The following is a 25033-nucleotide window of genomic DNA, read 5'->3' as shown; positions in this document are numbered from 1 at the left end:
TAAGTAAGCCCTGTCGGCCAGAAATCCAACCGCGACGCCCCGTTCACGCCACAAAGGTTCGCCAGAACCACCACAAGCGTGGCGGGAGAGCATCCATGAGGGTGGTCAGGGGCGGGGTGGGGCTGGTCGGGTTGGCGGCGGGGGCGTATCTGCTCGCCGCCTTCGTCCTCGCCCGCGTGCCGGTGGAGGGGCAGCCGGCGGTTCGGGACGGTGTCGAGGTGTTCGCCTGCACCAACGGGGTCCACACGGATCTGGTGCTGCCGGCGGTGACCGGTGTGATGGATTGGACGACGGAGCTGCGGCGCGGCGACTTCCCGGGCGCCGATCCCTGGACCACGCATTTCTCCTTCGGCTGGGGCGACCGCGCCTTCTACCTGGAGACGCGCCGGTGGGAGGATCTGAGCCCCTATACCGCCGTCTCCGCCCTGTTCGGCGGCGGGCCCACGGTCGTGCATGTCTATGCCCTCTACACGCCGGAGGGCAGCCCGGGCTGCGGTGCGCTGACGCTGCGCGAAGGGCAGTACCGCGCGCTGGTGGACCATGTGCGGGGCAGCTTCCGGCGAGGGCCGAACGGGGCGGTGCAGCCCTTGCGCGGCAGCGGGTATGGCCCGACCGATCTGTTCTACGAGGCGGTCGGGCGCTACAGCCCGTTCGAGACCTGCAACGAATGGACGGGCAAGGCCCTGCGCGCGGCTGGCGTTACGGTGGGCGCATGGACGCCGTTCGAGGGCGGCGTCATGCGCTGGGTCCGTTAGGCCCGCTTGCGGGCCGGCGTGGCCTTTTCCGTGTCGGCTTTTTCGGCCTTGGCGGGCTTTTCGGCTTTCTCCGCCTTCGGCTTGTCGGCCTTATCCGCCTTCGGCTTTGGGGCGGCCTTTTTGGCCAGCTCCTTCTTGGCGGAGTCCTTTGGGGCCGTTTCCTTCTTGCCGGTCGCGGCCTTCGCCTTGGTGGCCTTTTCGGTCTTGGCCGGAGCCTCGGTGCCCTCCGCCGCAGCGGGTTCGGCGTCCTTGGGCGCCTTGCCCTTCTTGGCGGCGTCTTTGGCGGCCTTGGCCTCCAGCAGTTCCAGCGCCTGCTCCAGCGTCACGCTGTCCGGCTCGGTCCCCTTCGGGATGGAGGCGTAGACGGAGCCGTGCTTGACGTAGGGGCCGAAGCGGCCGGACCCAGTGGTGACCGGCTTGCCGGTCTTCGGGTGGTCGCCCAGCGTCTTGGCCGGGGCGGACGCCTTCTTGGCGGCGCCGGCCAGCAGGTCCACCGCGCGGTTGATGCCGATGGTCAGCACGTCGTCGTCCGGCGTCAGCGACTTGTAGACGCTGCCGTGCTTCAGGTACGGGCCGAAACGGCCGATGCCGGCGGTGATCTCCTCGCCCGTTTCCGGGTGGTTGCCGATGCCGCGGGGCAGGGAGAGCAGGCGCAGCGCCGTGTCCAGGTCCACGTCGCCGACCGACATGCCCTTGGGGATGGACACGCGCTTGGGCTTCGGCTCCTCGGACTTGGCCTTCTTCTTGGCCTTGGGCTTCTTGCCGTCGGCGGGCGGTTCCTCGACCACCGGGGCCGGAGCCTCCGGCGCGGGCGCCGGGCCGAGCTGGATGTAGGCGCCGTAGGGACCGCGTCGCACGGTGACGGGCAGACCGGTCTCCGGATCGTTGCCCAGCTCGCGCGGGCCTTCCTGCGCCTCGCCGCCCTCATCGTTGGCGACGGCCAGCGGGCGGGTGTAGCGGCACTCCGGATAGCGGGAGCAGCCGATGAAGGCGCCCATCTTGCCGAGCTTCAACCCAAGCCGGCCCTGGCTGCACACCGGGCAGACGCGCGGGTCGTGGCCGGGGGTGTTGCTGTTGGCGTTGGCCGGGAAGAAGTGCGGCCCCAGCTCCTCGTCCAGCGTGGTCAGGACCTGGGTGATGGTCAGATCCTTGGTGCCGTCCACGGCGATGTGGAAAGCGCGCCAGAAGTCGCGCAGAACCGTCTTCCAGTCGATCCGGCCGTCGGAGATCTCGTCGAGCTTGTTCTCCAGGTCCGCGGTGAAGTTGTACTCCACATACCGGTTGAAGAAGTTCTTCAGGAAGGCGGTGACCAGTCGGCCGCGGTCTTCCGGAATGAAGCGCCGCTTGTCCAGTCGGACGTAGTTGCGGTCCTGGAGGACCTGAAGAATCGAGGCGTAGGTGGAGGGCCGGCCGATGCCCAGCTCCTCCAGCTTCTTCACGAGGCTCGCTTCCGTGTAGCGGGGCGGCGGCTGGGTGAAATGCTGTTCCGGCAGGATGTCGCCGCGCGACAGCGCGTCGCCCTGCTCCATGGCGGGCAGGCGGCGGTCCTGCTGGTCGGAGTCGCCCTCGTCGTCGCGGTCCTCCTGGTAGACCTTCAGGAAGCCGTCGAACACGACGACGGAACCGGTGGCGCGCAGCACCACGTCCTTGGACGGCGAGGCGATGTCCACCGCGACCTGATCGAGGACGGCGCTTTCCATCTGGCTGGCCAGCGTGCGCTTCCAGACCAGTTCGTACAGGCGCAGCTCGTCGTTCTCCAGATAGGCGGCGACGGTCTCCGGGCGGCGGAACAGGTCCGTCGGGCGGATGGCCTCGTGCGCCTCCTGGGCGTTCTTGGCGGCGGTCTTGTAGACGCGCGGCTGGTCGGGGACGTAGCGCTCGCCGAAGTGGGAGCCGATCAGGCTGCGCGCGCCCTCGATGGCCTCCTGCGACAGGCTGACGCCGTCGGTTCGCATGTAGGTGATGAGGCCGACCGTCTCGCCGCCGATGTCCACGCCCTCATACAGCTTCTGCGCGACGCGCATGGTGCGGGTGGCGCCAAAGCCCAGCTTGCGCGAGGCTTCCTGCTGCAAAGTCGAGGTGGTGAAGGGCGGGGAGGGGTTGCGGCGGCTCTGCTTGCGCTCCACCGTCGCGACCGCGAAGGCCTGCGGGCGGATGCGCGCCACCGCGGCCTCTGCCGCCTCGCGGGACGGCAGGGCGAACTTGTCGAGTCGCTTGCCGTCGAGCTGGGTCAGTTGCGCCGAGAAGGAAGCGCCGCCCGGCGTGGCGAAGCCCACGTCGATGGTCCAGTATTCCTGCGGCTTGAAGACCTCGATCTCCGACTCGCGCTCGCAGATCAGGCGCAGCGCCACGGATTGCACGCGGCCGGCCGAGCGGGACCCTGGCAGCTTGCGCCACAGCACCGGAGACAGGGTGAAACCGACCAGATAATCCAGCGCGCGGCGGGCCAGATAGGCGTCCACCAATTCCCGCGACACGTCACGCGGGGCCTCAAGCGCAGCCTGCACGGCGCTCTTGGTGATCTCGTTGAAGGTGATGCGCTGGACCTTGGAGTCGTCGATCAGGCGCTTTTCGCGCAGCAGCTCCGACAGGTGCCAGGCGATGGCTTCTCCTTCGCGATCCGGGTCGGTGGCGAGGTAGACGCGCTCGGCGTTCTTGACCGCCTTGGCGATCTCGTCGATGTGGCGCTTGGAGCGGTCGCCCAGCTCCCAGTCCATGGCGAAGTCCTCGTCCGGACGCACCGATCCGTCGCGCGCCGGAAGGTCGCGCACATGGCCGAAGCTGGCCACCACGGTGTAGTCCGAGCCAAGGTATTTGTTGATGGTTTTCGCCTTGGCCGGCGATTCGACGATGACGACGTTGCTGCCCGGCAAGAGTCCGCGCCCCTGAAAGTGCCTTTTCCCACACGCCGGTGGTGTGGCCCGGAATCAGATCAGGTTCACCTGATTCCCCGGCTGGCGCTGGACCCGGCCCGCAAGCTCAAGTTCCAGCACGACGGTCAACACCACCGGTGCGGACAATTGGCACCCGCGGACGAGTTCGTCAATGGCAACCGGCGAGGGACCGAGGTTTTCCAGCACCACGGCGCGGGCCTTTTCCAGCTCGGACTCGGTCGGCGGCATCGGCTTCGGGGCCGCGAACAGGTCACTCTGCCGTTCGCGCACGACGGGTGGGCGAAGGCTCTCCAGGGCGCGGAGCACGTCGTCCGCCCCCTCCACCAGCACCGCCCCCTGGCGCAGCAGGTTGTTGGTGCCCTGGCAGCGCGGGTCGAGCGGCGACCCCGGCACGGCCATGACGTCGCGCCCCTGCTCCAGCGCCATCCGCGCGGTGATGAGCGAGCCGGAACGCAGCGCCGCCTCCACCACCAGCACGCCCAGCGACAGGCCGGAGATCAGGCGATTGCGGCGGGGGAAGTGGCGCGCCTGCGGCTGGGTGCCGATGACACTTTCCGCCACCACGGCGCCCTGCTGCACTATGTCGCGATAAAGCCGTTCGTTCTCCGGCGGGTAGACGACGTCGATGCCGCCCGCCACCACGGCCACCGTGCCGGTGCCCAGAGCCCCAGCGTGCGCCGCCGTGTCGATGCCGCGCGCGAGGCCCGAAACGACCAGCAACCCGGCCTCGCCCAGTTCCCGCGCCAGCCGCTCGGCGAATTTCTTGCCGTTCAGCGAGGCGTTGCGCGCGCCGACCATGGCGACCGCGCGCTTCTTCAGCAGATGCGCGTGGCCCAGCACCGACACCACCGGCGGCGCGTCGTCGAGCGCGGCCAGCGGTTCCGGATAGTCCGGTTCGCAGGAGCAGAGCAGCCGGGCGCCGACGCGCGCGTTGGCCGCCATCTCCCGCTCCACCTCCGCCTTGGGCGCGAGGCGCAGGGGCTTCGCCCGCCCGCCGCGCTTTGCCAGTTCCGGCAGCATGTCGAGCGCGGCCTTCGCGCTGCCATACTGGTCCAGCAGGCGGTGAAAGGTGATCGGCCCGACATTCTCCGTCCGGATGAGACGGAGCCAGTCAAGCCGTTCGGCGTCGGTGAGGGTGCGGCTGGGTTGAATCATGCGCCCCCTTTTTACAACCGAAGCCGCACCGTTTTCAACACGCAAGCGTATGTAGAGAAGGCATTTCAGGACCCGCATACTCCGATATGCAAGCTGGCGTTCCCACCGATATCCCAAAATGGGATATCCCAAAATGGGATAATTGACGATCGGGGGCATACGCGTAGTTATGCGGCCCTCGATCTATTCCGAACGCCAGCAGCGCCTGCGCGACATCCTGCGCGAATTGCGACAGGACAAGGGCCTCAAGCAGACCGAGGTCGCGGAGAGGCTTGGGCTTCCGCAGTCGTACATCAGCAAATACGAATCCGGCGAACGCCGCCTCGACGTGATCGAATTCATCGACCTGTGCGCCGTCCTGGGCGTCGATCCGCGCGAGATCATCGGCCGGCTGCTGGACGGTGAGTGAGCCGACGGCGCGAAGGGTCGTTTGAAGTTCAGGTCCGTGCTAAGTAAAATTTAGTTTTGGTCCGGTGATGACGCCAGGGTGACGGCAATGGCAACCTACGACGGCGATTTCTACGCCTGGGCGATCGAACAGGCGGCTCTGCTGCGAGCCGGCAAGCTGGATGCTGTCGACATTGAGAACATCGCCGAGGAGATCGAGAGCATGGGCCGGAGCGAGAAGCGCGAGTTGGTCAACCGGTTGACCGTGCTTCTTCTGCATTTGTTGAAGTGGCAGTTCCAGCCGGCACTCCGGGGCAGCAGCTGGCGTCTGACCATCAAGGAGCAACGGATTCGGCTGGCAAGCCATCTGGCCGATAACCCGAGCCTGAAAGGCAAGCTTCCGGAGGCGATGACGGATGCGTATCGGCTGGCGCTGATCGAGGCCGAGCGGGAGACGGGGCTGGACGAAAGCACCTTTCCGGCATCCTGCCCCTGGACGTTCGCGGACCTCATGAACAACAACTTCTGGCCGGAGACGTAATACCGCCGAGCCGAAACGCTGAGACCCGCGCTTTCTCTTCACCACCATGCCCTACCATAAAGAGCGTTTAGCGTATCAATTGGTAGGTTGTGTTGAGGCAAAGCCGAAACACAACGATTCGGCACAGGAACGGGCTTCCAGGGCCGTTCCATGCAGCGACGCCTTGCGTATATGGGCGGGCTGCGTTGGGTTTCGCTGCGCTTAACCCAACCTACGGGCGTCGATAGGCGGCTAAGCCACCTCCTCCACCACCGCCAACTCCGCCAGCGCTCCCAGGATTCTTGCGGGTGGGGCGGGCTTGGTCAGCACGGTGCAGCCGGCGGCCTTTGCCGCGCGGGCCACCTCGGCGGACAGTTCGCCGGTCAGCAGCACGGCGGGTAGCGCGGTTCCGAAGGCGCGGCGCAGGCCCTGGATGCCGCTGAGGCCGTCCGTGCCGCCGGGCAGGCGGTAGTCGCTGAGCACCGCCGAGGGCAGGCGCAGGGTCGCCCGCGTCATCGCCAGCGCGGCGTCAAAGCTGTCCGCCGCTACGACCGTCGCGCCGGCGTGCTCCACCAGCAGCGTCAGGGAGCTGCGCTGCAGCGGGTCGTCTTCCACCACCAGGATCAGCCGTCCGCTCAGCGGGCCACCGGTCGTGCCGGGGGCCGAGACGCCCGCGGCCGGGGCGGGGGCGGCCGGCGGGACCGTGCGGGGCAGGCTGACCGCGAAGACGGAGCCACGGCCCACCCGCGACCGCACCTCCAGCGGGTGGTCGAGAAGGCGGGCGGTGCGCTCCACGATGGACAGGCCCAGGCCGGCCCCCCGCGAGCCGTCGCGGGCGGGGTTTCCGATCTGGTAGAACTCCTCCCAGATGGTGGCGAGTTCCGAGTCCGGGATGCCCGGGCCGCTGTCCCACACCTCCACCCGCACCCGGTCGCCGCGCCGGCGCACGCCCACCACGACGCCGCCGCGCGCGGTGTATTTGACCGCGTTGGACAGCAAGTTGCGCAGGATGGGTTGCAGGCGCGCCGGGTCGCTGCGCACCCAGGCGCCGGTCGGCACGACGGTCAGCCGCAGCCCCTTGGCCTCGCCCTCCGCCCGCAGCTCGGCGGCCAACTGCTCCAGCACGGGGCCGAGCGCCAGGGGACCCACCTCCACCGGCATCACCCCCGCCTCCAGCCGGGACAGCGTCAGCAGGTCGTCCAGCAGGCGCTGCCCGGCCTGCAAGGAGGCCGTGGCCATGCCGCCCAGCCGGCGCAACTCCGGGTTGGTCGTGTCCTTCAGCAGCAGCTCGTGGAAGGCCGCCACCCCCTGCAAGGGCTGGCGCAGGTCATGGCTGACGGTCGCCAGCACCTTCATCTTGGCGAGGTTGGCGGTCTCCGCCACGCGCAGGGCCGACTCCAGCTCCTCCGTGCGGCGGCGCACCCGCTCGTCAAGGCTCTGGTTGGCGCGCAGAAGGGCGAACCGCGTGTCCTCCTCCCGGCGCAGGCTGGCCAGGGCGTAGAGGAACAGCAGCAGCGCGCCGCCCAGCAGGCCGCCGCCGATGGCCGCGGTCCAGGCCGTGCGCTCGCGCCAGCCGGCCAGCACCTCGTCCAGAGGGCGGCTCGCCACCACCACGACCGGGTAGGCGGTCAGGCGGCGCGCGGCGGTGATGTGGGTGTCTTCGATGACGGCCGGGGCGTCGGACGGGTCCCAGGGCTGCGGCCAAGCCCCGGCCGGCGGGTTCACGGCGCTGTCCGGAGGCCAGGCGGCAAGCCGTTCCCGGTCGGCGGTGAAGAGGGCGAGCTTCGCTTCCGTCCCCCAGCCCGCTTCGCCGTAGAGGCGGGAGAAATAGGTGCCATGGATCGCGAACACGGCGACGGCCTGGACATGGTCGTCGGCATCGCGCAGCGCGCGGCTGAGCGTGAAGCGCTCCTGCCCCGTCCGGACGCCCATTTCAGCCGGGCTGACGTACAGTCCCCGCGCGCCGCCGCGGTGCGCCCGCACATAGTCGTGCTGCGACAGGTCCAGCGGCTGCGCCGGAAACTCCCTACTGTCGAGCGCGATCCTGCCCTGCGCGTCGACGACCCAGGCGGCCCCCACCTGCGGCATCCGATAAGTGCGGGCGCGCAGCGTGTTCCACAGCGACTGTCCCTTTTCGGGATCCCGCAGGTCCCACGCGCCCAGCATGTCCACGAGCTGTTGCAGGACCGCATCGCCCGATTCGATGGCGCGGCTGGCGTGCTCATCCAGCAGGCGGGCGGTGGCGGTGACCTCGCGCTGCGCCTGAAGGAGCGTGGCGGTGCGGTCGTGCCAGACCGAAAGTGCGGAGACGCCGGAGCAGAGGGCGGCGAACGCCACGAAAGCCGCCACCAGATGGGCGCGCCGCATGCCTCCCGCTCCCAAAACGTTGTAACGCTTCGGAGACTATGGAGCATGCACGGGCAGACGCACAATTCGGCCGAAGGGCAGTCTTTGCCGGCCGGAATCCCGGTCTCGGGTTGTATCCCCGCGCCGTGAGCCCCATGTCATGGGAGTCGAATTTCTTTGGGTCCATGGTCCGCTTGCGGATTGCCGCGCCGGTCTCCCCCTCGGTGATTTGATGCCCAAGGGCACGCCTGCCCTGGGCAACTTGCGTTCAAGGAACTGCTTGATGGCTACTGGAACCGTGAAATGGTTCAACACCACCAAGGGCTACGGCTTCATCCAACCCGATGACGGCACGGAAGACGTGTTCGTCCATGTGTCCGCCGTGGAGCGGTCGGGGATCGGCAACATCCACGAGGGGCAAAAGCTGTCGTACGAGCTGCAGCGCGACCCGAAGAAGGGCAAGAGCGCGGCGGCCAACCTGAAGGCCGTGTGAACGGACGTCTTTCACGATCAGGCTTTTCAAAGCCGCTTTGAAAAAGGCGGCTTTTTTGAACATCCGCCGGACGGCGCAGGGCGTCCCTGGGTACGATGATGATCACAGGAGGCACGCATGACATCCGATAACCGCAACGCGGATCGGAACGAGCTCGACTCCATGACCCGTGAGTTCCTTTCCAGGGGGGGCAAAATCGTCCAATGCCCTCCGGGTTCCTCCGACAGCGTGGTTTACAAGCGGACCTCCTTCCGCCGCCGGGGCGCCCCGGCGGCCGGCGCCAAGACGGACGCGCCGGACACCCCGGCCGCGCCCTCCACAGAGCCCGCCGCTGCCCCTGCTGCTCCGCGAGAGGAATAGGCGGGTTTTGCCGCCCGGCTCCTACCGCTTCACGGCGGCGAGCCGGGCCGGCGCCGGCGGCGCGAACTTCTGCCGGTCCTCTTCGTCCATCATTCCCAGCATGACCTTGCGGAAGCCCTCCACCGCCTCCGCCCCGGCCATGCGGTAGGCGCGGGCGATCCGCTGCCGCTGCGTTTCGGACAGCTGGCGTTCCAACTCCACGCCCTTTTCGGTCAGCTCCAGCAGCCGCTGCCGCCGGTCGCGCACGCCGGTCTGCTGCTGGATGAAGCCCTGCCGCACCAGTTCCCCCAGCACGCGCGACAGGCTCTGCTTGGTGATCTTCAGGATGGCCAGCAGCTCCGACACCGTGATCTTCGGGTAGCGCCCGACGAAGTAGATGACGCGGTGGTGCGCCCGCCCGAAGCCGATTTCCGCGAGGATCTCGTCCGGCTCGGCCGTGAACTCCCTGTATGCATAGAACAGAAGCTCCATGCCCGTGCGCAGCTCTTCCTCACGGAGGAACAGCTGGTTCACGCCTGCTTTTATGTCAGCCATGTTGACGTGATCGGTGCGAATCGTTACAAATGGGTCAGTGACTCAGACATAAACGAACAAACCGCCTGAAACAAGGGCGCTGCGCAACGATTTCCGCAACGAAGTCCCGAAAATGGGATCCCACAAGGTAGGAAACGCCATGTCCATCCTTCCCTTCGACGACCGCGACGGCGTGATCTGGTACGACGGCGCGCTGGTGCCCTGGCGCGAGGCGAACCTGCACGTTCTGACGCACGGCCTGCACTACGCCAGTTGCGTCTTCGAGGGCGAGCGCGTCTACAACGGCAAGGTCTTCAAGCTGACCGAGCATAGCGAGCGCCTTGCCGCCTCCGCGCGCATCCTCGGCTTCGAGCTTCCCTATTCGTTGGCGGAGATCGACGCGGCGACCAACGAGACGGTGAAGGCGATGGGCTTCACCGACGCCTACGTCCGCCCGGTCGCGTGGCGGGGCAGCGAGATGATGGGCGTGGCCGCGCAGTCGTCCAAAATCCACGTCGCCATCGCCGTCTGGCAGTGGCCGAGCTACTTCAGCCCCGAGGCGAAGATGGCCGGCATCAAGCTGATGTGGGCGCCCTGGCGCCGCCCGGCCCCGGACACCGCCCCCACCGCCTCCAAGGCCGCCGGCCTCTACATGATCTGCACCCTGTCCAAGCACGAGGCGGAGGCCAAGGGCTACCAGGACGCGCTGATGCTCGACTACCGCGGCTATCTGGCGGAGGCGACGGGCGCCAACCTGTTCCTGGTGATGGACGGCAAGATCCACACCCCCAAGCCCGACTGCTTCCTGGACGGCATTACCCGCCGCACGGTGATCGACCTTGCGAAGAAGCGCGGGATCGAGGTGATCGAGCGGCACATCCAGCCGGACGAACTCGCCAACACCCAGGAGGTCTTCCTGACCGGCACGGCGGCCGAGGTCACCCCCGTCGGCCAGATCGGCGAGCACCGCTTCACGTCGGGCCAAGTGTGCGAGGTGCTGGTGCGCGATTACGACGCGGCGGTGCGGGCGTAAGCCGCCCTTCAACGGACACGTCCACGCTCGACAGGGGGGTGGGTGCGGGCCATATACTCGGTTCTCGTTCCGTACCCGCCCCCTCCTTGCGCGAGCGCTCCATGGCCAGCCCCGTTCTTTCCGTGATGCCGCAGAAGTCCCTCCCCAAGCTGGAGGCCGGCAAGAGGTTCGAGCTGGTGTCGGAGTTCAAGCCCTCCGGCGACCAGCCGCGCGCCATCGAGGAGTTGATGGCCGGTCTGAAGGCCGGGGAGAAGGATCAGGTGCTGCTGGGCGTCACGGGCTCCGGCAAGACCTTCACGATGGCGCACGTCATCCAGAAGATCCAGCGCCCGACGCTGGTGCTGGCGCCCAACAAGACGTTGGCGGCGCAGCTTTATGGCGAAATGAAGTCCTTCTTTCCGAACAACGCGGTGGAATACTTCGTCTCCTACTACGACTACTACCAGCCGGAAGCCTACGTTCCGCGCACGGACACCTACATCGAGAAGGAATCCTCGATCAACGAGCAGATCGACCGCATGCGCCACTCGGCCACGCGGGCGCTGCTGGAGCGCGACGACGTCATCATCGTGGCGTCCGTGTCCTGCATCTACGGTATCGGCTCGGTCGAGACCTATTCGGAGATGACCGTGGACATCCGCAAGGGCGAGGTCGTCGCCCTGCCGGATCTGCTGCGCAAGCTGACCGAACTGCAATACAAGCGCAACGACGCGGCCTTCGGGCGCGGCCTGTTTCGGGTGCGCGGCGACACGGTGGAGTTGTTCCCCGCCCACATGGAGGACCGCGCCTGGCGCATCTCCCTGTTCGGGGACGAGATCGAGGGCATCCATGAGATCGACCCGCTGACCGGCGAGAAGATCGCCTCGCTGGAGGCCGTGCGCATCTACCCCAACAGCCACTACGTCACGCCCAAGCCGACGCTCAACCAGGCCATCGAGCAGATCAAGCGCGAGTTGAAGCTCCGCCTGGAGGAGTTCAACGCGCAGGGCAAGCTGCTGGAGGCACAGCGGCTGGAGCAGCGCACGACCTTCGACATCGAGATGATGGCAGCCACCGGCGCCTGCGCGGGCATCGAGAACTATTCGCGCTACCTCACCGGCCGGGCGCCGGGCGAGCCGCCGCCGACGCTGTTCGAATATCTGCCGGGCGACGCGCTGCTGATCGTGGACGAAAGCCACGTCATGGTGCCGCAGATCGGCGGCATGTACCGCGGCGACCGCATGCGCAAGGAAACCCTGTCCGAATACGGCTTCCGCCTGCCCAGCGCCATGGACAACCGTCCCCTGAAGTTCGAGGAGTGGGAGGGCATGCGCCCGCAGACGGTCTTCGTCTCCGCCACTCCCGGCAACTGGGAGATGGAGCGCACCGGCGGCGTCTTCGCCGAGCAGGTGGTCCGCCCCACTGGCCTGATCGACCCCGAGGTCATCATCCGTCCCACCGAAACCCAGGTGGACGACCTGATCCACGAGTGCAAGCAGGTGGTCGCCAAGGGCAACCGCGTGCTGGTCACCACCCTGACCAAGAAGATGGCCGAGGCGCTGACCGAGTACATGCACGAGGCGGGCTTGCGCGTCCGCTACATCCACTCCGACGTGGAGACGCTGGAGCGCATCGAGATCATTCGCGACCTGCGGTTGGGCGCCTACGACGTGCTGGTCGGCATCAACCTGCTGCGCGAGGGCCTGGACATCCCCGAATGCTCGCTGGTCGCCATTCTCGACGCGGACAAGGAAGGCTACCTGCGCTCCAAGACCTCGCTGATCCAGACCATCGGCCGCGCCGCCCGCAACGTGGAGGGTCGCGCGATCCTCTACGCCGATCGGGTCACCGGCAGCATGCAGTACGCCATCGACGAGACGGCGCGCCGCCGCGAGAAGCAGCAAGCCTACAACCTGGAGCACGGTATCACGCCGGAATCCGTGAAGAAGGCCATCGGCGACATTCTGGAGAGCGTCTACGAGCGCGGCGACCACGTCACCGTCAAGACCGGCCTGAACGCCAACGAACTGGTTGGCCACAACCTGAAGTCCGTCATGGCCGACATGGAAAAGCGCATGAAGGCCGCCGCCGCCGACCTGGAGTTCGAGGAGGCCGCGCGCCTGCGCGACGAACTGCGCCGGCTGGAAGCCATGGACCTCGGGTTGGAGCAACCCGGCAGGATCGGCATCAGCACCGCCCGCCAGGGTCGCGGCATCCCGGAAGGCGCACCCAAGAAGCAGGGCCGCCGGGCGAGGCGCTGAGTGGTTCGCTGATAAATCTTGCAAGCACGGCAAGTGACTGAATCGGCGCTAGAAAGCCCCTCTCCCTTGAGGGGAGAGGGGTTGGGGTGAGGGTGGCGCCGGCGAACGCCGGCCGGAAATCAATATCCGCCCTCCGGGCGTAACGACCCCTCATCCCAACCCTTCTCCCCCAAGGGGAGAAGGGCCACAAACCAATAGGTGTGCATGCCCTAGCACGTCAGCGGCCGGCCAGATCCAGCCCGGCGATCAGCGACCGCACCCAGGCCAGCGGCGGGTACTTGTCGGTGGAGGCGTGCCAGAACATCCGGGCCGTGAAGGTCGGCATGGAAAAGGGCAGGGGCGACACGCGCAGGTTTAGGTTGGCGCTTGCCGTCTCCGCCACCCGGCGTCCGATGACCAACACCAGATCGCTGCCGGCGACGAGCTGCGGCGCCAGCAGGAAATGGGCGACGGTCACGGCCACACGCCGCTTCAGCCCCAGCCGCGCGAGACATTCGTCGGCGACGCCGGTCCCGTCGCCGGCCTGGGAGACGAGCAGGCCCGGATGCTCCGTGAAGCGTTCCGGCGTCGGCGGGCCGTCGTGGTACGGGTGGCCGGGGCGGGTCACCATGGCGAACTCCTCCTCGAACAGCGGAAGGCTCTGCACCTCGGGCGCGCGGTCGTCCGTCACGGCCAGCGACAGGTCGGCTTTGCCTTCCCGCAGCAGCGCGATGGCCGAATGCCGGTCGGCCGCGACGACGCGCAGGTCAATTCCCGGCGCGACCGGGCCGAGCGTGGCGATCAGCCGCGGCATCAGCACGGCCGCCAGATAGTCGCTGGCGGCGATGCGGACGACCATCTCCGCCGTCGCCGGGTCGAAATCCTCGTGGCCCTGGAAGGTGGCCGTCAGCGCGGCCAAGGCGCGCGCCGCGTGCACGCGCACCTCCTCCGCGCGCGGGGTCAGGCGGTAGCCTTTGCCGTCGCGCACCAACAGCGGGTCGTCGAAGATCTCGCGCAGGCGGGCGAGCGCGCTGCTGGTCGCCGGCTGACTGCGCCCGATCCGGTCCGCCGCGCGCGAGACGTTGCGTTCCTCCAGCAGGGCGGCCAGAGCGATGATCAGGTTCAGGTCGATGGACCGTATATTCATAGTATGAATAGTCGTTATACAGAATGCCGCTTAGACAAATACCTCCGCCCGGCCGCACTGTCCACGGGTGTTCGGCGCGACGCCGAGTTTGCAGGAGGAAGCAACCATGACCACCAAGCAGATGACCACAAAGCAGTCGGCCATCGTCATCGGCGCCGGTCCCGGCCTCGGGCAGGCGCTCGCCCGGAAGTTCGGGCGTGAATTGGGCGAGGTGGCGCTGATCGCGCGTTCCGCCGATCACCTCGCGCCGCTCGTCAAGGAGTTGACGGACCTCGGGGTCACCGCGCACGGTTTCGCCGCCGACGCGGCAGACCTCGACGGGCTGCGCGCCACGATCCGGCAGGCCGTTTCGGCGATCTCCCCGCTGAAGGCGCTGATCTACAACGCGGCCGCGATCCGGCCGAGCCGTCCGTTGCAGCTTGACCCGCAGGGCTTCGCGCAGGAACTGGTGGTGGACGTGGTGGCGCCCCTGGCGGCGGCCCAGGCCGTGGCGCCGGTTCTGGAGGCCAACGGGGGCGGCAGCGTCCTGTTCACCGGCGGCGGTTTCGCGCTCTACCCCTATGCGGAGATGGCGGCCCTCAGCGCTGGCAAGGCGGCCTTGCGCAACCTCACCGCGACGCTGGCCGAGGAGCTGGAGCCCAAAAGCATCCGCACGGCCATCGTCACCATCTGCGGTTATCTGGCCGAGGAAGGCCGCTTCGCCCCGGCGACGGTCGCGGACGCCTATTGGGAGCTGCACGTCAACCCGCATGCGGAGGACCGCAAGCCGGAACTCACCTACGCGTGATGGTCCTCTCTGGCGAGGGCGGCGGTCACCGGGCCGGTCTCCCCGAACCCGATGGGCCGCCCATCGACCGACAGGAGAGGGCGCAGGCCGAGGCTGTTCGACAGGAAGGCCTCGTCCGCCCGCATCAGATCCTCGACGGTGACGGGCCGCTCCTCGGCCCCGCACCGCTCCAGGATCAGGGCGCGGCGGATGCCCGGCAGGGCGCCTTCCGACACCGGCGGGGTCAGCAGGTGGCCGTTCATGACCAGGAACAGGTTGGCAACGCTGGCCTCAGCGAGGCGTCCCGCGGTGTTGAGCAGCAACGCCTCTCCAGCACTCCGCTTCGCCGCCTCCTGCCGGGCCAGGATGGCGTCCAGGTAGTTCAGCGTCTTCAGCCGCGACAGGGGCGAGTGCTCGTTGCGTCGCGTGGATCGGGCGATCACCGCCTCGACCGGACCGGCGGGCGGTGCCGCCGGGGCGAGCGTCATCAGCACCGTCGGATGCGGTTCGGCGGGGGGAAGCACGCCGCGCGCCCCGACGCCGCGCGAGAGCGTCAGCCGCAGCGTGCCCTCGGCCAAGCCTCGCGCGGCGATGAGGTCCGCAACCGCCCCGGCCAGGACCGCCACCCCGTAGGGGATCGGCAGGTCGAGCACCGCCGCGCTCGCCTCCAGACGGGCGAGGTGCCGGTCGAGATGGCGCGCCTGTCCGCCGCCGACACGGATCGTTTCGAACAGGCCATCGCCCAGCGTGAAGCCCCGGTCGGCCGGGTCGATCCGCGCCTCGTCGGCGGGCAGCAGGCGCCCGTTCAGCCACACCACCATGCTTAGCTCCCCTCCAGCGCGCGCAGCAGCGGGCGCACTTTGACCAGCATTTCCTCATGTTCGGCGGCCGAGTCGGAATCGGCGACGATGCCGCCACCGGCCTGCGCGACCACCGCGTCCGGCGTGATGGAGAGCGTGCGGATGACGATGCTGCTGTCCATCGCGCCGTCGAAGCCGATCCAGGCGACCGACCCGCAATAGGCGCCCCGGCGCGCGGGCTCAAGCTCGTCGATGATTTCCATGGCGCGGATCTTCGGGGCGCCGGTGATGGACCCGCCAGGACAGGCGGCGCGCAGCAGATCCACGGGGCCAAGCCCCGTCCGCAGCCGCGCCGTGACGACGGAGACGAGGTGGTGGACGCTGGCGAAGCTCTCCAGCCCATAGAGGACCGGGACCTTCACGCTGCCGACCTCCGCGACGCGGGCGAGGTCGTTGCGCAGCAGGTCGGTGATCATCAGATTTTCCGCGCGGTCCTTCTCGCTGGCCCGCAGGTCGGCGGCGGCGGCGGCGTCCTGGATCGGGTCGGCGTGGCGGGGGCGGGTGCCCTTGATCGGGCGCGTCTCGATCTCTCCCGTCGCGGCCAGTTGGATGAACCGCTCCGGCGAGGCGCTGGCGATGCGCAGGCGGGGGCCGCAGTTCAGGAAGGCCGCGAAGGGGGCGGGGCTCAGCGCGCGCAGCCGCTCGTACAGGGCGTAGTCGTCGAGGCTGGTGGGGCGATCGGCCAGGAAACGCTGCGTGAAATTGGCCTGATAGATGTCCCCGGCCCTGATGTAGTCCAGCACGCGTCCGACCCGTTCCAGATAGTCGGCGCGCGACAGTTCCGAATGCCAGGAGGACGGCGCGAGACCGCCCGGCGGGGGTGGAGCCTCGGACAGGTGCCGGGCCATCGCGCGGGCGCGGCCTTCGGCCTCCGGTCGGGCGGCGATCACCCAGGCGCGGCGCTCCGCATGATCGAAGGCGGCCACCACGTCGTGAAAGCCGAAGGCCATGTCCGGCTGCCCGCCGGGATTTCCGTGCCGGGACCGCAGGCGCTCCAGCCGCAGCCCCGCCTCGTAGCCGATGAAGCCGACCGCGCCTCCGGTGAAGGGGACCGGCCCGGGCGTCCCAAGCTCCGCGTGACGGGCGAGTTCGCGGGCCAGAACGTCGAAGGGATCGCCCGCCGTCTCCGCGCCGTCGACGAACACCCGCCCGTCCACAGACTCCACCGTTCGGAACGGCTCGGCGACGATATAGCTGAAGCGCCCGTGCCGTGGATGGCCGGCAGCGCTGTCCAGCAGCATGGCCCAGGGCTGGGCGGCCCAGCGGCGGAAGGCGGCGGCGGGGTCGGAGCAGGAAATGGGAATCGCCAGCATGGCGCCGGATCGTCCTGAAAAGCGCGCGCTGCGTTACATCTGGATCGTCGCGCCGCCATCGACCACCAGAACGTGGCCGTTGACGTAGGACGCGGCGTCGGAGGCCAGGAACACGGCGGCTCCGGCGATCTCCTCCGGACGGCCCCAGCGGCGGAGCGGGGTGCGGCCCTCGAAATAGGCCGACAGCGTGGGATCGCCGACGATGCCGGCGTTGGTCTCGGTGGCGAAGAAGCCGGGGGCGATGGCGTTGCTGGTCAGGCCGTGGGGGCCGTACTCGACGGCGAGCGCCCGCACCATGCCGGTCAGGCCGGCCTTGGCGGCGCTGTAGACGGCGTCGTTGGCCTTGGCGACATGGCCCCCGGCGATGGAGGTGACGGCGATCAGGCGGCCGGTCCCACGGGGCAGCATCAGCCGCGCCGCCTCCCGCGCCAGCACCAGCCCCGACGCCAGATCGACGTCGAGCAGTGAGGAAATCTCGTCGTCGGAGAAGTCGGCCAGGGGCTTGCGGTTGCGCTGGCCGACGTTCTGGACGAGCACGTCGAGGCGCCCGTACTCCCGCCCGATGCGGGCGAAGGCGTCGCGCACCGCCGCGCGGTCGGCCACGTCGAAGGCCAGGATGGAGGCACGCCCGCCGGCCGCCACGATGCGCTCCGCCTGTTCGTCCAGCCGCGCCGTGTCGCGGCCGTTCAGCAGGACATGCGCGCCGGCCCCGCTGAGCGCGCGGGCGATCTCCAGGCCAAGGCCCCGCCCGGAGCCGGTGACCAGGGCGACTTTGCCCTCCAGGGAGAAGGCGGACAGAGAGGGAAGGGACGAGCCAGTCATGATCACCCCAGTCATGGTCACCAATGCGCAAAGGACCGGCCCCTTCATACAGGCTTCGCGCACGCCGGGGAACCGGCCGTCATAGGCCGGCACGCCGGTTCGGCCGAGGGTGCCCATCCGGAGTCGGCCCATTGTTCGGTGTTCCCGCGCGATGAAGCTGTGTCAGACTGTCGCAGTGGAGAGGCATCGAGAGGCGTCCGCATGGAAAGCCGTCGCAACCAGCCGCAAAGACACATCGTCCTCGCCTCGCACCCCGGCGGCGCCAAGCCGCGCTACACGCCGGTGCACTGGGGGGCGGGCACGGCCGCGGAGCGGGGGCCGGTGGTGGCGTCGCTCTCCGACCCCACCCACCGCAACGCCATCGGCGCGCACGCCGGCAGCTACGCCGTCTATCGGGCGCTGGCGGTGGCGGCCGGGCAGCTCAGCGCCTATCACGTTCCGGACCTGACCAACACCGCGCCGGCCGAGACGGTGGCGCCGCAGCCGCAATGGTTCGACCCGGAGAAGATCGTCTCCCTCGACCCCTTCGGCCACATGGTCAGCGAGGTCTTCGGCGAGCATCTGGACCGCGGCGTCGACGTGCGCCCAACCATCGCCGTCACCAAGGCCCGCATCAAGATGCCGGAGTTGGCCGATGCCATGGCCGCCGGCCGGCTGTCCGCCGACGGGCAAATCCTGCTGCCGGGCGGCGACGCGCGGGTCACCAAAATCGCCATCGAACCGGTGTGGTTCCTGCCTGGCATCGCCAAGCGCTTCGGCATCACCGAAAACGCGCTGCGCCGCGGCCTGTTCGAGCACACCGGCGGCATGTTCCCGGAACTGGTGACGCGGACCGACCTGAAGGTCTTTCTGCCGCCGATCAATGGGCTGACCGTCTACATCTTCGGCGACATCGCCGCCATAGCCGACCCGGCGCGCAAGGTCGCCTGCCGGGTGCATGACGAGTGCAACGGGTCGGACGTGTTCGGCTCCGACATCTGCACATGCCGCCCCTACCTGACGCACGGCATCGAGGAGTGCATCCGCACCGCCCAGGACAACGGCGTCGGCCTCGTCATCTACAACCGCAAGGAAGGGCGCGCGTTGGGCGAGGTGACGAAGTTCCTTGTCTACAACGCCCGCAAGCGGCAGCCCGGCGGCGATCGTGCCGACGCCTATTTCGAGCGGACGGAGTGCGTGGCCGGCGTGCAGGACATGCGCTTTCAGGAGCTGATGCCCGACGTCTTCCACTGGCTGGGCGTGACGCGCATCGACCGCATGGTCTCCATGAGCAACATGAAGTCCGACGCCATCCGCCGCGCCGGGATCGAAATCGTCGATCAGATCCCCATCCCCGACGATCTGATCCCCGACGACGCCAAGGTGGAGATGGACGCCAAGAAGGCCGCCGGCTATTTCACCCCGATCGTGCCGACGGCGGAGGAGTTGGCGACCGCCAAGGGCCGGGGGCTGAAGGATTGAGCGCGGCGTCCGACAACGTTGCGTGGCTGCTGTCCGCCGACGCGGTGCGGGAGCGCGCGCACGCGCTGCTCGCCGAAGCCGAACGGGGTGCACTCGCCTATTTCGAGGTCCGGCCGGACCGGTTGGGCGCCGCCGCCGACCTCGTGGCGGAGGTGACGCGGGAGGCCTATCCGGATCTGGAGGTTCCCTACCACAGCCGCTGGCGGCACTTCGTCGTGGCGGGGGACGACCGCTGGGCGACGCTGGCGGCGGGGCTGGACGCCGATCGGGACGAGGTGGCGCGCATCCGCTTCGACCTTGTCGTGACCAGCGTGCTGCTGGACGCCGGGGCCGGGGAGCGCTGGCGCTACCGCGAGGCGGGCGGGGTGGAGCTGGCACGGTCGGAAGGGCTCGCCATCGCCAGCTTCGACCTGTTCCGGGCGGGGGCTTTTTCCAAAGAGCCCGGCCAGCCCTTGCGGGCGGACGCGGCGGCGCTGGCCAGCGTCGGCGCGGACGACCTCGCGCAGGGATTCCAGGTGACGGCGGACAACCCGCTCGTGGGGCTGGAGGGGCGGGCGGCGCTGCTGCGCCGGCTGGGCGACGCGCTGAGAGCAATGCCGGAATTGTTCGGCGCTCCGGGGCGGGTCGGCAACCTCTACGACGCGCTGAAGGCCCAGGCCGTGGACGGGATGCTGGCGGCCTCCGTGATTCTCGACGCGGTGCTGCGGGGGCTGGGGCCGATCTGGCCGGGGCGGATCGTGCTGGAGGGCGTCAATCTGGGCGACGTCTGGCGGCATTCGGTCGGTGGGCTGGTACCCTTTCACAAGCTGTCGCAGTGGCTGAGCTATTCGCTGGTGGAGCCGCTGGAGGACGCCGGCATCCGCGTCACCGGGCTGGACCGGCTGACCGGGCTGCCGGAATACCGCAACGGCGGACTGCTGGTGGACACCGGCGTTCTAGTCCCAAAGCAGCCCCGAATCCTCGCTGAACCGCTGGAGGTCGGCGACGAGGCGGTGGTGGAGTGGCGGGCGCTGACCGTGGCCTTGCTCGACCGGCTGGCCGACGAGGTGCGCGCGCGCCTCGGCGTGCCGGCGGAGGACTTTCCGCTCGCCAAGGTCCTGCAAGGCGGGACCTGGACGGCAGGGCGCGTCATCGCCCGGCGGCTGCGCCCCGACGGCGGCCCGCCGATCCGCATCCGCAGCGACGGCACCGTGTTCTGACTTGCGCGGAGGAAACGACCCTCATGCCCATCCCGACGCTGACCCTGATCGACCACCCGCTGGTCCAGCACAAGCTGACCCTGCTGCGGCGGAAGGACACGCCCACCGCCCGCTTCAACGAGGTGATGCGGGAGCTGTCGCAGCTGATGGGCTATGAACTGACGCGCGACCTGCCGCTGGAACACCGCCCGGTGGAAACGCCGCTGACCAGCTTCGACGCGCCGATCTTGACCGGAAAGAAGCTGTGCCTCGTGGCGATCATGCGGGCGGGCCAGGGGATGCTGGACGGCATGCGCACCTTGCTGCCCTCCGCCCGCATCGGCCACATCGGCCTCTACCGCGACCAGGAGACACTGACCCCCGTCGAGTATTTCTTCAAGGTTCCCGAGGACATCGAAGAGCGGCTGGTCATCCTGGTCGATCCCATCCTGGCGACGGGGCATACGGCGACGGCAGCGGTGCATCGGCTGAAGGACGCGGGTGCCGCCTCCATCAAGCTGGCCGTGCTGGTGGCGGCACCCGAGGGCCTGCGCAGCTTTTACGACGAGCATCCCGACGTGCCCGTCTACGCCGCGTCGGTGGACGAGGGACTGAACGAGCACGGCTACATTCTGCCCGGCATCGGGGATGCCGGCGACCGGCTGTACGGGACGCGCTAACCGGCGCGGAACGTTTCCCCTTTCCGTTGTGTTGCCGCTTCGTTGTGTTTCCGCTGTGTCTGAAGAGGGGACAGACATGGTCACCGCCACGTACCGCATCATCCGTCATGCCGACGGCCGCTCTTTCTATGACGGCGAGCCCATCACGCTCGCCGACGCGCAGATCATGATCAACGACGCCATCGCCCGCGGCGACCTGGAGGTGGGATCCTTCCTCCATGTCGACGAGGACATGCTGCTGATCGAACGCGAGGCGACAGCTTAGGTCACCGTCATACGCCTGTCATGGCTGTCGGGTAAGGTCCCGCTCCGGCGCGTTGCCGTTTCTTCAGGCGCGAGGAAGGACCCGGTGCTCGACACGTTCCCGACCATCAGCATTCGCCCCTCCACGGAGGAGGATGTGCCGGCGATGCTGGAGATCTACAGCTATCACATCCAGCACGGCCTCGGTCCCTTCGACATCGAACCCCTGCACCCGGAGGAGCTGAAGCGGCGGCGCAAGGCGATGCTGAAGCGCCGGCTGCCGCACCTCGTCGCCGACATCGGCGGAACGGTCGTCGGCTACGCCTACGCCGCGCAGTTCCGCAAGCGCCCGGCCTACCGCTACACGGTCGAGCATTCGATCTACGTCCACAAGGACCACCACGGGAAGGGGATCGGGCGCCGCCTGCTGCCCGCGCTGATCGACGCCTGCGCCGCCGCCGGCTGCCGGCAGATGATCGCCGTGGTGGACAGCGCCAACACCCCCTCGCTGCGCCTGCACGAGGCCTGCGGCTTCACGCGGTCCGGCATCCTGAAGTCGGTCGGATTCAAGTTCGGGCGCTGGACCGACAGCGTCTTCATGCAGCGCGCCCTCGGCCCCTCCGACACGATCCTGCCCGACGACCATCTGGGCGGCCTCGTCATGGCCGGCGACTGACCCGCGCTTTCCCCTTCCTTTCCTCACGCCATTCGAACCTGGAGACCAGGCATGGAGTTCTTTCGCCGTTTCACCTTCCTGGTCTGCGCGCCGGCCTTCGACGCCGATGAGCTGGAAGGGGTCCGTCTTCAGCAGATCACCGCCGAGATGGAGCGGCTGGGCTTCGAGGTGATCCGGGCGCGCCGGGTGGAGGACGCCGAACTCGCCATCCGCACGGACGCGGCCATCGGCTGCATGGTCGTGGATTGGGGCAAGCGCGGCATGGACGGCAAGACCGCCTCCCTGATCGCGCTGGCCCGCCGCCGCGGGCTGGAAATGCCGATCATCCTGCTGGTGCGCCGCCAGCGGCTGGAGAACATCCCGGTGGACGTGCTGAACCAGGTGGACGGCTACGTCTTCCTGGCGGAAGAAACGCCGGAGTTCATCGCCAAGAATCTCGTCAGCCGGCTGAAGCAGTATGCCGACACGCTGAAGACGCCCTTTTTCGGCGCGTTGGTCGATTACGCGGAAGAGGGCAACCAGCTGTGGACCTGCCCCGGCCACAACGGCGGCATCTTCTACAGCCGCAGCCCCATCGGCCGCATCTTCGTGGAGCATCTGGGCGAAGCCGTCTTCCGCGACGACATCGACAACTCCGTGCTGGAGATGGGCGACCTGCTGGTCCATGAGGGGCCGGCGCTCCAGGCGCAGAAGGAGGCGGCGCGCATCTTTGGCGCGGAGCGGACCTACTTCGTGCTGAACGGCACCTCGGCCTCCAACAAGATCGTGCTGTCGGCGCTGGTGGCGGAAGACGATCTCGTGCTGTTCGACCGCAACAACCACAAGGCCGCCCACCACGGCAGCCTGTTCCTGGGCGGCGGCATCCCGATCTTTCTGGAAACCGACCGCAACGCCTACGGCCTGATCGGCCCCATCGATCCCAAGGCGCTGGACGAGGAACGCATCCGCGAGAAGATCCGCCGCAACCCGCTGGTCCGGGATCCGAACGCCTGGAAGCGGGAGCGGCCCTTCCGCGCCGCGGTGATCCAGCAGTGCAGCTATGACGGCACGATCTACAGCGCGGAGGCGATCCTGGCCAAGATCGGCCACCTCTGCGACTACATCCTGTTCGACGAGGCCTGGGCGGGCTTCCTGAAGTTCCACCCGCTGTTCAAGGGCCGATTCGCCATGGGGCTGGAGGGCCTGCACGACGGGCATCCGGGCATCATCGCCACCCAGTCCACGCACAAGCAGCTCGCCAGCTTTTCCCAGGCGTCGCAGATCCATGTGAAGGACAGCCACATCAAGGGACAGCGCCGCCGCGTGGAGCATCGCCGCTTCAACGAGACCTTTCTGCTGCACGCCTCCACCTCGCCCTTCTACCCGCTGTTCGCGTCGCTGGACGTGGGCGCGCAGATGATGAAGGGCCGCTCCGGCGAGGTGCTGTGGGACGACACGATCAGGCTGGGCATCGAACTGCGCAAGAAGCTCCGCGCCATCCGCAAGGAGTTCGAGGAGCGCGAGGCCGATCCCGCCCGCCGCTGGTTCTTCGACCCCTTCGTCCCCGACCGCGTGACGGTGGACGACGAAGACATGGCCTGGGAGGACGCGCCGACCGACGAGCTGGCCGCCAATGTCCGCCATTGGGAGTTCCAGCCCGGCGCTTATTGGCACGGCTTCCGCCGGGTCGAGGCGGGCTACGCCATGACCGACCCGAACAAGCTGACCCTGCTGACTCCCGGCTTCGACCGGCGGACTGGAGCCTACGAGGATCACGGCATTCCGGCGCCGGTTCTCGCCCAGTATCTGCGCGAAAACCGGATCGTGCCGGAGAAGAACGACCTGAACTCCATCCTCTTCCTGCTGACGCCGGGCGTGGAATCGAGCAAGGCCGGCACGCTGCTCAGCGCGCTGGTCGCCTTCAAGCGGCTGCACGACGACAACGCGCCGCTGGAGGACGTGATTCCAGAGTTCGTGAACCGCCGGCCCAAGCGCTACGCCGGCCGTCGCCTGCGCGACCTGTGCAACGCGATGCACGCCTTCTACCGCGAGCGCGGGACCAGCGAGCTTCAGCGCCGCATTTTCCAGCCGGAGCATCTGCCGGAGATGGTCATGCCCCCGCGTGAGGCGGTGCGGCATCTGGTGCGCAACAACGTCGATTACCTGCCCATCGACCGGGTGGCCGGCCGGATCGCCACGACCCTGTTCGTGGTCTACCCGCCGGGCATCGCGACCATCGTACCGGGCGAGCGGCTGGACGAGCGCGCGAAGCCGATGATCGACTACCTGAAGGTCTTCCAGGACGGCGCCAACCGCTTCCCCGGATTCGACAACGAGATCCAGGGCCTGTACCGCGAGGTCGAAGCCGATGGCTCGACCCGCTTCTACACCTATGTGGTCCGGGAGGAGTGAGGGACGCCGACTCCAGCCCCTCTCCCATCACCGATGGGAGAGGGGGCTTTAACACATCACCGCGGCGTGTGCAGGGCCGAGGCGGCGATGGACGGGGGCACGGGGACCTTCGGTCCGTCGTCGCAGCGGAGCTGGCGGGCGACGGCGTGCAGGGTGCCGTGATGGACGCGGCACAGGGTGCCGGTCGCGTCGCGGTGATAGAGGCGGACGAACTGCGCCGGCGGCGCGCCGGGTTCGGCATGGACCTCCACCTCGACCAGGGTGGAGCAGTGGGGGCAGGCCGTCGCCGGATCGGTGGAGTCGAAGTCGATCCCCGCTTCCAGGCAGCGTTGCGCGAAAGCTTCCAGCAGCACCGACGCGTTGCCGGTCTCCTCAAGCCCGCGCAGGACGCGGACGACCTCGTGCGTGTGGCGGAAGCCGCGGAGCAACAGGCCGGCTGCGGAGTTCCGGTCGTGGATGACCAGCTTCATCATGACGCGAGCGCCATCGAATAGGCCGCGCCTTCGGCATTGGCGTTGGCGGGGACATTGGCGGCGTTGCCGTTGGCGGCGGCGCGGCCGTTCCACACGCGCTGGCGGATGCGCATCTGCGCGCGGCAGTCGGTGGAACAATACAGCGGCGCCGGACCGCGGTGCGACGTCCGCGCAAAGGGGCGGGCGCAGCAGGCGCAGTGCAGACGGGAACCGTGGTGTGCAGACATGTGCATGACGTGTTCGTGGCCCATTTCAAAGATTGGCCGCACTATACGGATGCACTGTTACAGTTTTAGGCGCGGCGAGGAGCTAACCCTTCTGCGCCGAAGTGTTCGCGCCCCCCTTGCG

At 68.4% G+C, this 25033-nt stretch carries 23 protein-coding genes; 13 read left to right on the top strand and 10 right to left on the bottom strand.

Going from position 1 to position 25033, the window contains the following annotated elements; all coding sequences use genetic code 11:
* The first annotated feature begins 95 nt into the window (after positions 1 to 95).
* On the top strand, positions 96 to 755 hold the full coding sequence (locus ACSVC7_RS13405) for a TIGR02117 family protein (RefSeq protein WP_448204691.1): 660 nt from the start codon (positions 96 to 98) through the stop codon (positions 753 to 755).
* On the opposite strand, the gene topA is transcribed toward ACSVC7_RS13405, so the two are convergent.
* Together topA and dprA are read right to left on the bottom strand one after the other, a co-directional pair.
* Positions 752 to 3628 carry a type I DNA topoisomerase gene (gene topA / locus ACSVC7_RS13400; RefSeq protein WP_448204692.1) on the bottom strand — a complete coding sequence of 959 codons (2877 nt, stop codon included), beginning with the start codon at positions 3626 to 3628 and terminating at the stop codon, positions 752 to 754. The genes ACSVC7_RS13405 and topA overlap by 4 nt on opposite strands.
* A 54-nt stretch (positions 3629 to 3682) precedes the next feature.
* A complete protein-coding gene (gene dprA, locus ACSVC7_RS13395; protein WP_448204693.1) occupies positions 3683 to 4804 on the bottom strand; it encodes a DNA-processing protein DprA in 1122 nt (373 codons plus the stop codon).
* A 169-nt stretch (positions 4805 to 4973) separates the two neighbouring features.
* Between dprA and ACSVC7_RS13390 the strand changes: the two genes are divergently transcribed.
* On the top strand, positions 4974 to 5213 hold the full coding sequence (locus ACSVC7_RS13390; RefSeq protein ID WP_448204694.1) for a helix-turn-helix domain-containing protein: 240 nt from the start codon (positions 4974 to 4976) through the stop codon (positions 5211 to 5213).
* A gap of 87 nt (positions 5214 to 5300) precedes the next feature.
* A complete protein-coding gene (locus tag ACSVC7_RS13385; protein ID WP_448204695.1) occupies positions 5301 to 5732 on the top strand; it encodes a DUF29 domain-containing protein in 432 nt (143 codons plus the stop codon).
* A 231-nt stretch (positions 5733 to 5963) separates the two neighbouring features.
* Here the strand turns inward: ACSVC7_RS13385 and ACSVC7_RS13380 are convergent, their stop codons facing one another.
* Positions 5964 to 8078 carry an ATP-binding protein gene (locus ACSVC7_RS13380; RefSeq protein WP_448204696.1) on the bottom strand — a complete coding sequence of 705 codons (2115 nt, stop codon included), beginning with the start codon at positions 8076 to 8078 and terminating at the stop codon, positions 5964 to 5966.
* A 262-nt stretch (positions 8079 to 8340) separates the two neighbouring features.
* On the opposite strand from ACSVC7_RS13380, the gene ACSVC7_RS13375 reads away from it, so the two are divergent.
* The gene (locus tag ACSVC7_RS13375) at positions 8341 to 8550 is read left to right on the top strand and encodes a cold-shock protein (RefSeq protein WP_448204697.1); all 210 of its coding nucleotides are present in this window, start codon (positions 8341 to 8343) and stop codon (positions 8548 to 8550) included.
* Between the two features lie 381 nt (positions 8551 to 8931).
* Here the strand turns inward: ACSVC7_RS13375 and ACSVC7_RS13370 are convergent, their stop codons facing one another.
* Complete coding sequence (locus tag ACSVC7_RS13370; RefSeq protein ID WP_448204698.1) at positions 8932 to 9444, bottom strand: MarR family winged helix-turn-helix transcriptional regulator; 513 nt, start codon at positions 9442 to 9444, stop codon at positions 8932 to 8934.
* A gap of 139 nt (positions 9445 to 9583) precedes the next feature.
* Here ACSVC7_RS13370 and ACSVC7_RS13365 point away from each other — a divergent pair, with 139 nt between their 5' ends.
* A complete protein-coding gene (locus tag ACSVC7_RS13365; RefSeq protein WP_448204699.1) occupies positions 9584 to 10456 on the top strand; it encodes a branched-chain amino acid aminotransferase in 873 nt (290 codons plus the stop codon).
* Between the two features lie 101 nt (positions 10457 to 10557).
* Positions 10558 to 12696, top strand: a complete 2139-nt coding sequence (gene uvrB, locus ACSVC7_RS13360; protein WP_448204700.1) for an excinuclease ABC subunit UvrB — start codon at positions 10558 to 10560, stop codon at positions 12694 to 12696.
* 217 nt (positions 12697 to 12913) lie between these two features.
* Here the strand turns inward: uvrB and ACSVC7_RS13355 are convergent, their stop codons facing one another.
* Positions 12914 to 13822, bottom strand: coding sequence for a LysR family transcriptional regulator (locus ACSVC7_RS13355; RefSeq protein WP_448204701.1), 909 nt, complete (start codon positions 13820 to 13822; stop codon positions 12914 to 12916).
* 106 nt (positions 13823 to 13928) lie between these two features.
* Here ACSVC7_RS13355 and ACSVC7_RS13350 point away from each other — a divergent pair, with 106 nt between their 5' ends.
* On the top strand, positions 13929 to 14609 hold the full coding sequence (locus ACSVC7_RS13350) for an SDR family NAD(P)-dependent oxidoreductase (protein WP_448204702.1): 681 nt from the start codon (positions 13929 to 13931) through the stop codon (positions 14607 to 14609).
* Here ACSVC7_RS13350 and ACSVC7_RS13345 read toward each other — a convergent pair.
* Genes ACSVC7_RS13345 through ACSVC7_RS13335 form a run of 3 tightly spaced genes read right to left on the bottom strand, consistent with a single transcriptional unit; the run spans position 14600 to position 17583 of the window.
* A complete protein-coding gene (locus ACSVC7_RS13345; RefSeq protein WP_448204703.1) occupies positions 14600 to 15409 on the bottom strand; it encodes an aminotransferase class IV in 810 nt (269 codons plus the stop codon). The two genes, ACSVC7_RS13350 and ACSVC7_RS13345, sit on opposite strands and share 10 nt — an antisense overlap.
* A 2-nt stretch (positions 15410 to 15411) precedes the next feature.
* Positions 15412 to 16761 (bottom strand): aminodeoxychorismate synthase component I, encoded by a 1350-nt coding sequence (gene pabB / locus ACSVC7_RS13340; RefSeq protein ID WP_448204704.1) that lies wholly within the window; start codon positions 16759 to 16761, stop codon positions 15412 to 15414.
* Between the two features lie 33 nt (positions 16762 to 16794).
* Entirely contained in the window at positions 16795 to 17583 is a 789-nt protein-coding gene (locus tag ACSVC7_RS13335) for an SDR family oxidoreductase (protein WP_448204705.1), read from the bottom strand.
* Between the two features lie 201 nt (positions 17584 to 17784).
* Here ACSVC7_RS13335 and ACSVC7_RS13330 point away from each other — a divergent pair, with 201 nt between their 5' ends.
* The 6 genes from ACSVC7_RS13330 to ACSVC7_RS13305 all read left to right on the top strand — a co-directional run bounded on the left by ACSVC7_RS13330 (position 17785) and on the right by ACSVC7_RS13305 (position 24212).
* Positions 17785 to 19044, top strand: a complete 1260-nt coding sequence (locus ACSVC7_RS13330; RefSeq protein ID WP_448204706.1) for a GTP cyclohydrolase II — start codon at positions 17785 to 17787, stop codon at positions 19042 to 19044.
* Positions 19041 to 20243 carry a URC4/urg3 family protein gene (locus tag ACSVC7_RS13325; protein ID WP_448204707.1) on the top strand — a complete coding sequence of 401 codons (1203 nt, stop codon included), beginning with the start codon at positions 19041 to 19043 and terminating at the stop codon, positions 20241 to 20243. The genes ACSVC7_RS13330 and ACSVC7_RS13325 overlap by 4 nt, the downstream gene beginning before the upstream one ends.
* A gap of 23 nt (positions 20244 to 20266) precedes the next feature.
* Entirely contained in the window at positions 20267 to 20902 is a 636-nt protein-coding gene (gene upp / locus ACSVC7_RS13320) for a uracil phosphoribosyltransferase (protein WP_448204708.1), read from the top strand.
* A gap of 76 nt (positions 20903 to 20978) precedes the next feature.
* Positions 20979 to 21167 (top strand): hypothetical protein, encoded by a 189-nt coding sequence (locus ACSVC7_RS13315; RefSeq protein ID WP_448204709.1) that lies wholly within the window; start codon positions 20979 to 20981, stop codon positions 21165 to 21167.
* 84 nt (positions 21168 to 21251) lie between these two features.
* Positions 21252 to 21821: a GNAT family N-acetyltransferase gene (locus tag ACSVC7_RS13310; protein WP_448204710.1), complete on the top strand. Its 570-nt coding sequence runs from the start codon at positions 21252 to 21254 to the stop codon at positions 21819 to 21821.
* A 51-nt stretch (positions 21822 to 21872) separates the two neighbouring features.
* A complete protein-coding gene (locus ACSVC7_RS13305) occupies positions 21873 to 24212 on the top strand; it encodes an Orn/Lys/Arg family decarboxylase (RefSeq protein ID WP_448204711.1) in 2340 nt (779 codons plus the stop codon).
* Positions 24213 to 24268: 56 nt separating this feature from the next.
* Here ACSVC7_RS13305 and ACSVC7_RS13300 read toward each other — a convergent pair whose 3' ends face one another.
* Both ACSVC7_RS13300 and ACSVC7_RS13295 read right to left on the bottom strand, forming a co-directional pair.
* Entirely contained in the window at positions 24269 to 24685 is a 417-nt protein-coding gene (locus ACSVC7_RS13300) for a hypothetical protein (protein WP_448204712.1), read from the bottom strand.
* Entirely contained in the window at positions 24682 to 24918 is a 237-nt protein-coding gene (locus ACSVC7_RS13295) for a hypothetical protein (protein WP_448204713.1), read from the bottom strand. The genes ACSVC7_RS13300 and ACSVC7_RS13295 overlap by 4 nt, the downstream gene beginning before the upstream one ends.
* Positions 24919 to 25033: the final 115 nt, after the last annotated feature.

Source organism: Azospirillum mesophilum (assembly GCF_053470405.2).
The sequence above is the reverse complement of the archived record's forward strand: the minus strand, read 5'-3'. Positions and strand labels throughout refer to the sequence as shown.

What these genes read in the sequence shown, in the direction of transcription:
- ACSVC7_RS13405 (WP_448204691.1), top strand. Translation starts at nt 96, where the DNA reads ATGAGGGTGGTCAGGGGCGGGGTGGGGCTGGTCGGGTTGGCGGCGGGG.
- dprA (WP_448204693.1), bottom strand. Translation starts at nt 4,804, where the DNA reads ATGATTCAACCCAGCCGCACCCTCACCGACGCCGAACGGCTTGACTGG.
- ACSVC7_RS13390 (WP_448204694.1), top strand. Translation starts at nt 4,974, where the DNA reads ATGCGGCCCTCGATCTATTCCGAACGCCAGCAGCGCCTGCGCGACATC.
- ACSVC7_RS13385 (WP_448204695.1), top strand. Translation starts at nt 5,301, where the DNA reads ATGGCAACCTACGACGGCGATTTCTACGCCTGGGCGATCGAACAGGCG.
- ACSVC7_RS13380 (WP_448204696.1), bottom strand. Translation starts at nt 8,078, where the DNA reads ATGCGGCGCGCCCATCTGGTGGCGGCTTTCGTGGCGTTCGCCGCCCTC.
- ACSVC7_RS13375 (WP_448204697.1), top strand. Translation starts at nt 8,341, where the DNA reads ATGGCTACTGGAACCGTGAAATGGTTCAACACCACCAAGGGCTACGGC.
- ACSVC7_RS13370 (WP_448204698.1), bottom strand. Translation starts at nt 9,444, where the DNA reads ATGGCTGACATAAAAGCAGGCGTGAACCAGCTGTTCCTCCGTGAGGAA.
- ACSVC7_RS13365 (WP_448204699.1), top strand. Translation starts at nt 9,584, where the DNA reads ATGTCCATCCTTCCCTTCGACGACCGCGACGGCGTGATCTGGTACGAC.
- uvrB (WP_448204700.1), top strand. Translation starts at nt 10,558, where the DNA reads ATGGCCAGCCCCGTTCTTTCCGTGATGCCGCAGAAGTCCCTCCCCAAG.
- ACSVC7_RS13355 (WP_448204701.1), bottom strand. Translation starts at nt 13,822, where the DNA reads ATGAATATACGGTCCATCGACCTGAACCTGATCATCGCTCTGGCCGCC.
- ACSVC7_RS13350 (WP_448204702.1), top strand. Translation starts at nt 13,929, where the DNA reads ATGACCACCAAGCAGATGACCACAAAGCAGTCGGCCATCGTCATCGGC.
- ACSVC7_RS13345 (WP_448204703.1), bottom strand. Translation starts at nt 15,409, where the DNA reads ATGGTGGTGTGGCTGAACGGGCGCCTGCTGCCCGCCGACGAGGCGCGG.
- pabB (WP_448204704.1), bottom strand. Translation starts at nt 16,761, where the DNA reads ATGCTGGCGATTCCCATTTCCTGCTCCGACCCCGCCGCCGCCTTCCGC.
- ACSVC7_RS13335 (WP_448204705.1), bottom strand. Translation starts at nt 17,583, where the DNA reads ATGACTGGCTCGTCCCTTCCCTCTCTGTCCGCCTTCTCCCTGGAGGGC.
- ACSVC7_RS13330 (WP_448204706.1), top strand. Translation starts at nt 17,785, where the DNA reads ATGGAAAGCCGTCGCAACCAGCCGCAAAGACACATCGTCCTCGCCTCG.
- upp (WP_448204708.1), top strand. Translation starts at nt 20,267, where the DNA reads ATGCCCATCCCGACGCTGACCCTGATCGACCACCCGCTGGTCCAGCAC.
- ACSVC7_RS13315 (WP_448204709.1), top strand. Translation starts at nt 20,979, where the DNA reads ATGGTCACCGCCACGTACCGCATCATCCGTCATGCCGACGGCCGCTCT.
- ACSVC7_RS13305 (WP_448204711.1), top strand. Translation starts at nt 21,873, where the DNA reads ATGGAGTTCTTTCGCCGTTTCACCTTCCTGGTCTGCGCGCCGGCCTTC.
- ACSVC7_RS13300 (WP_448204712.1), bottom strand. Translation starts at nt 24,685, where the DNA reads ATGATGAAGCTGGTCATCCACGACCGGAACTCCGCAGCCGGCCTGTTG.
- ACSVC7_RS13295 (WP_448204713.1), bottom strand. Translation starts at nt 24,918, where the DNA reads ATGCACATGTCTGCACACCACGGTTCCCGTCTGCACTGCGCCTGCTGC.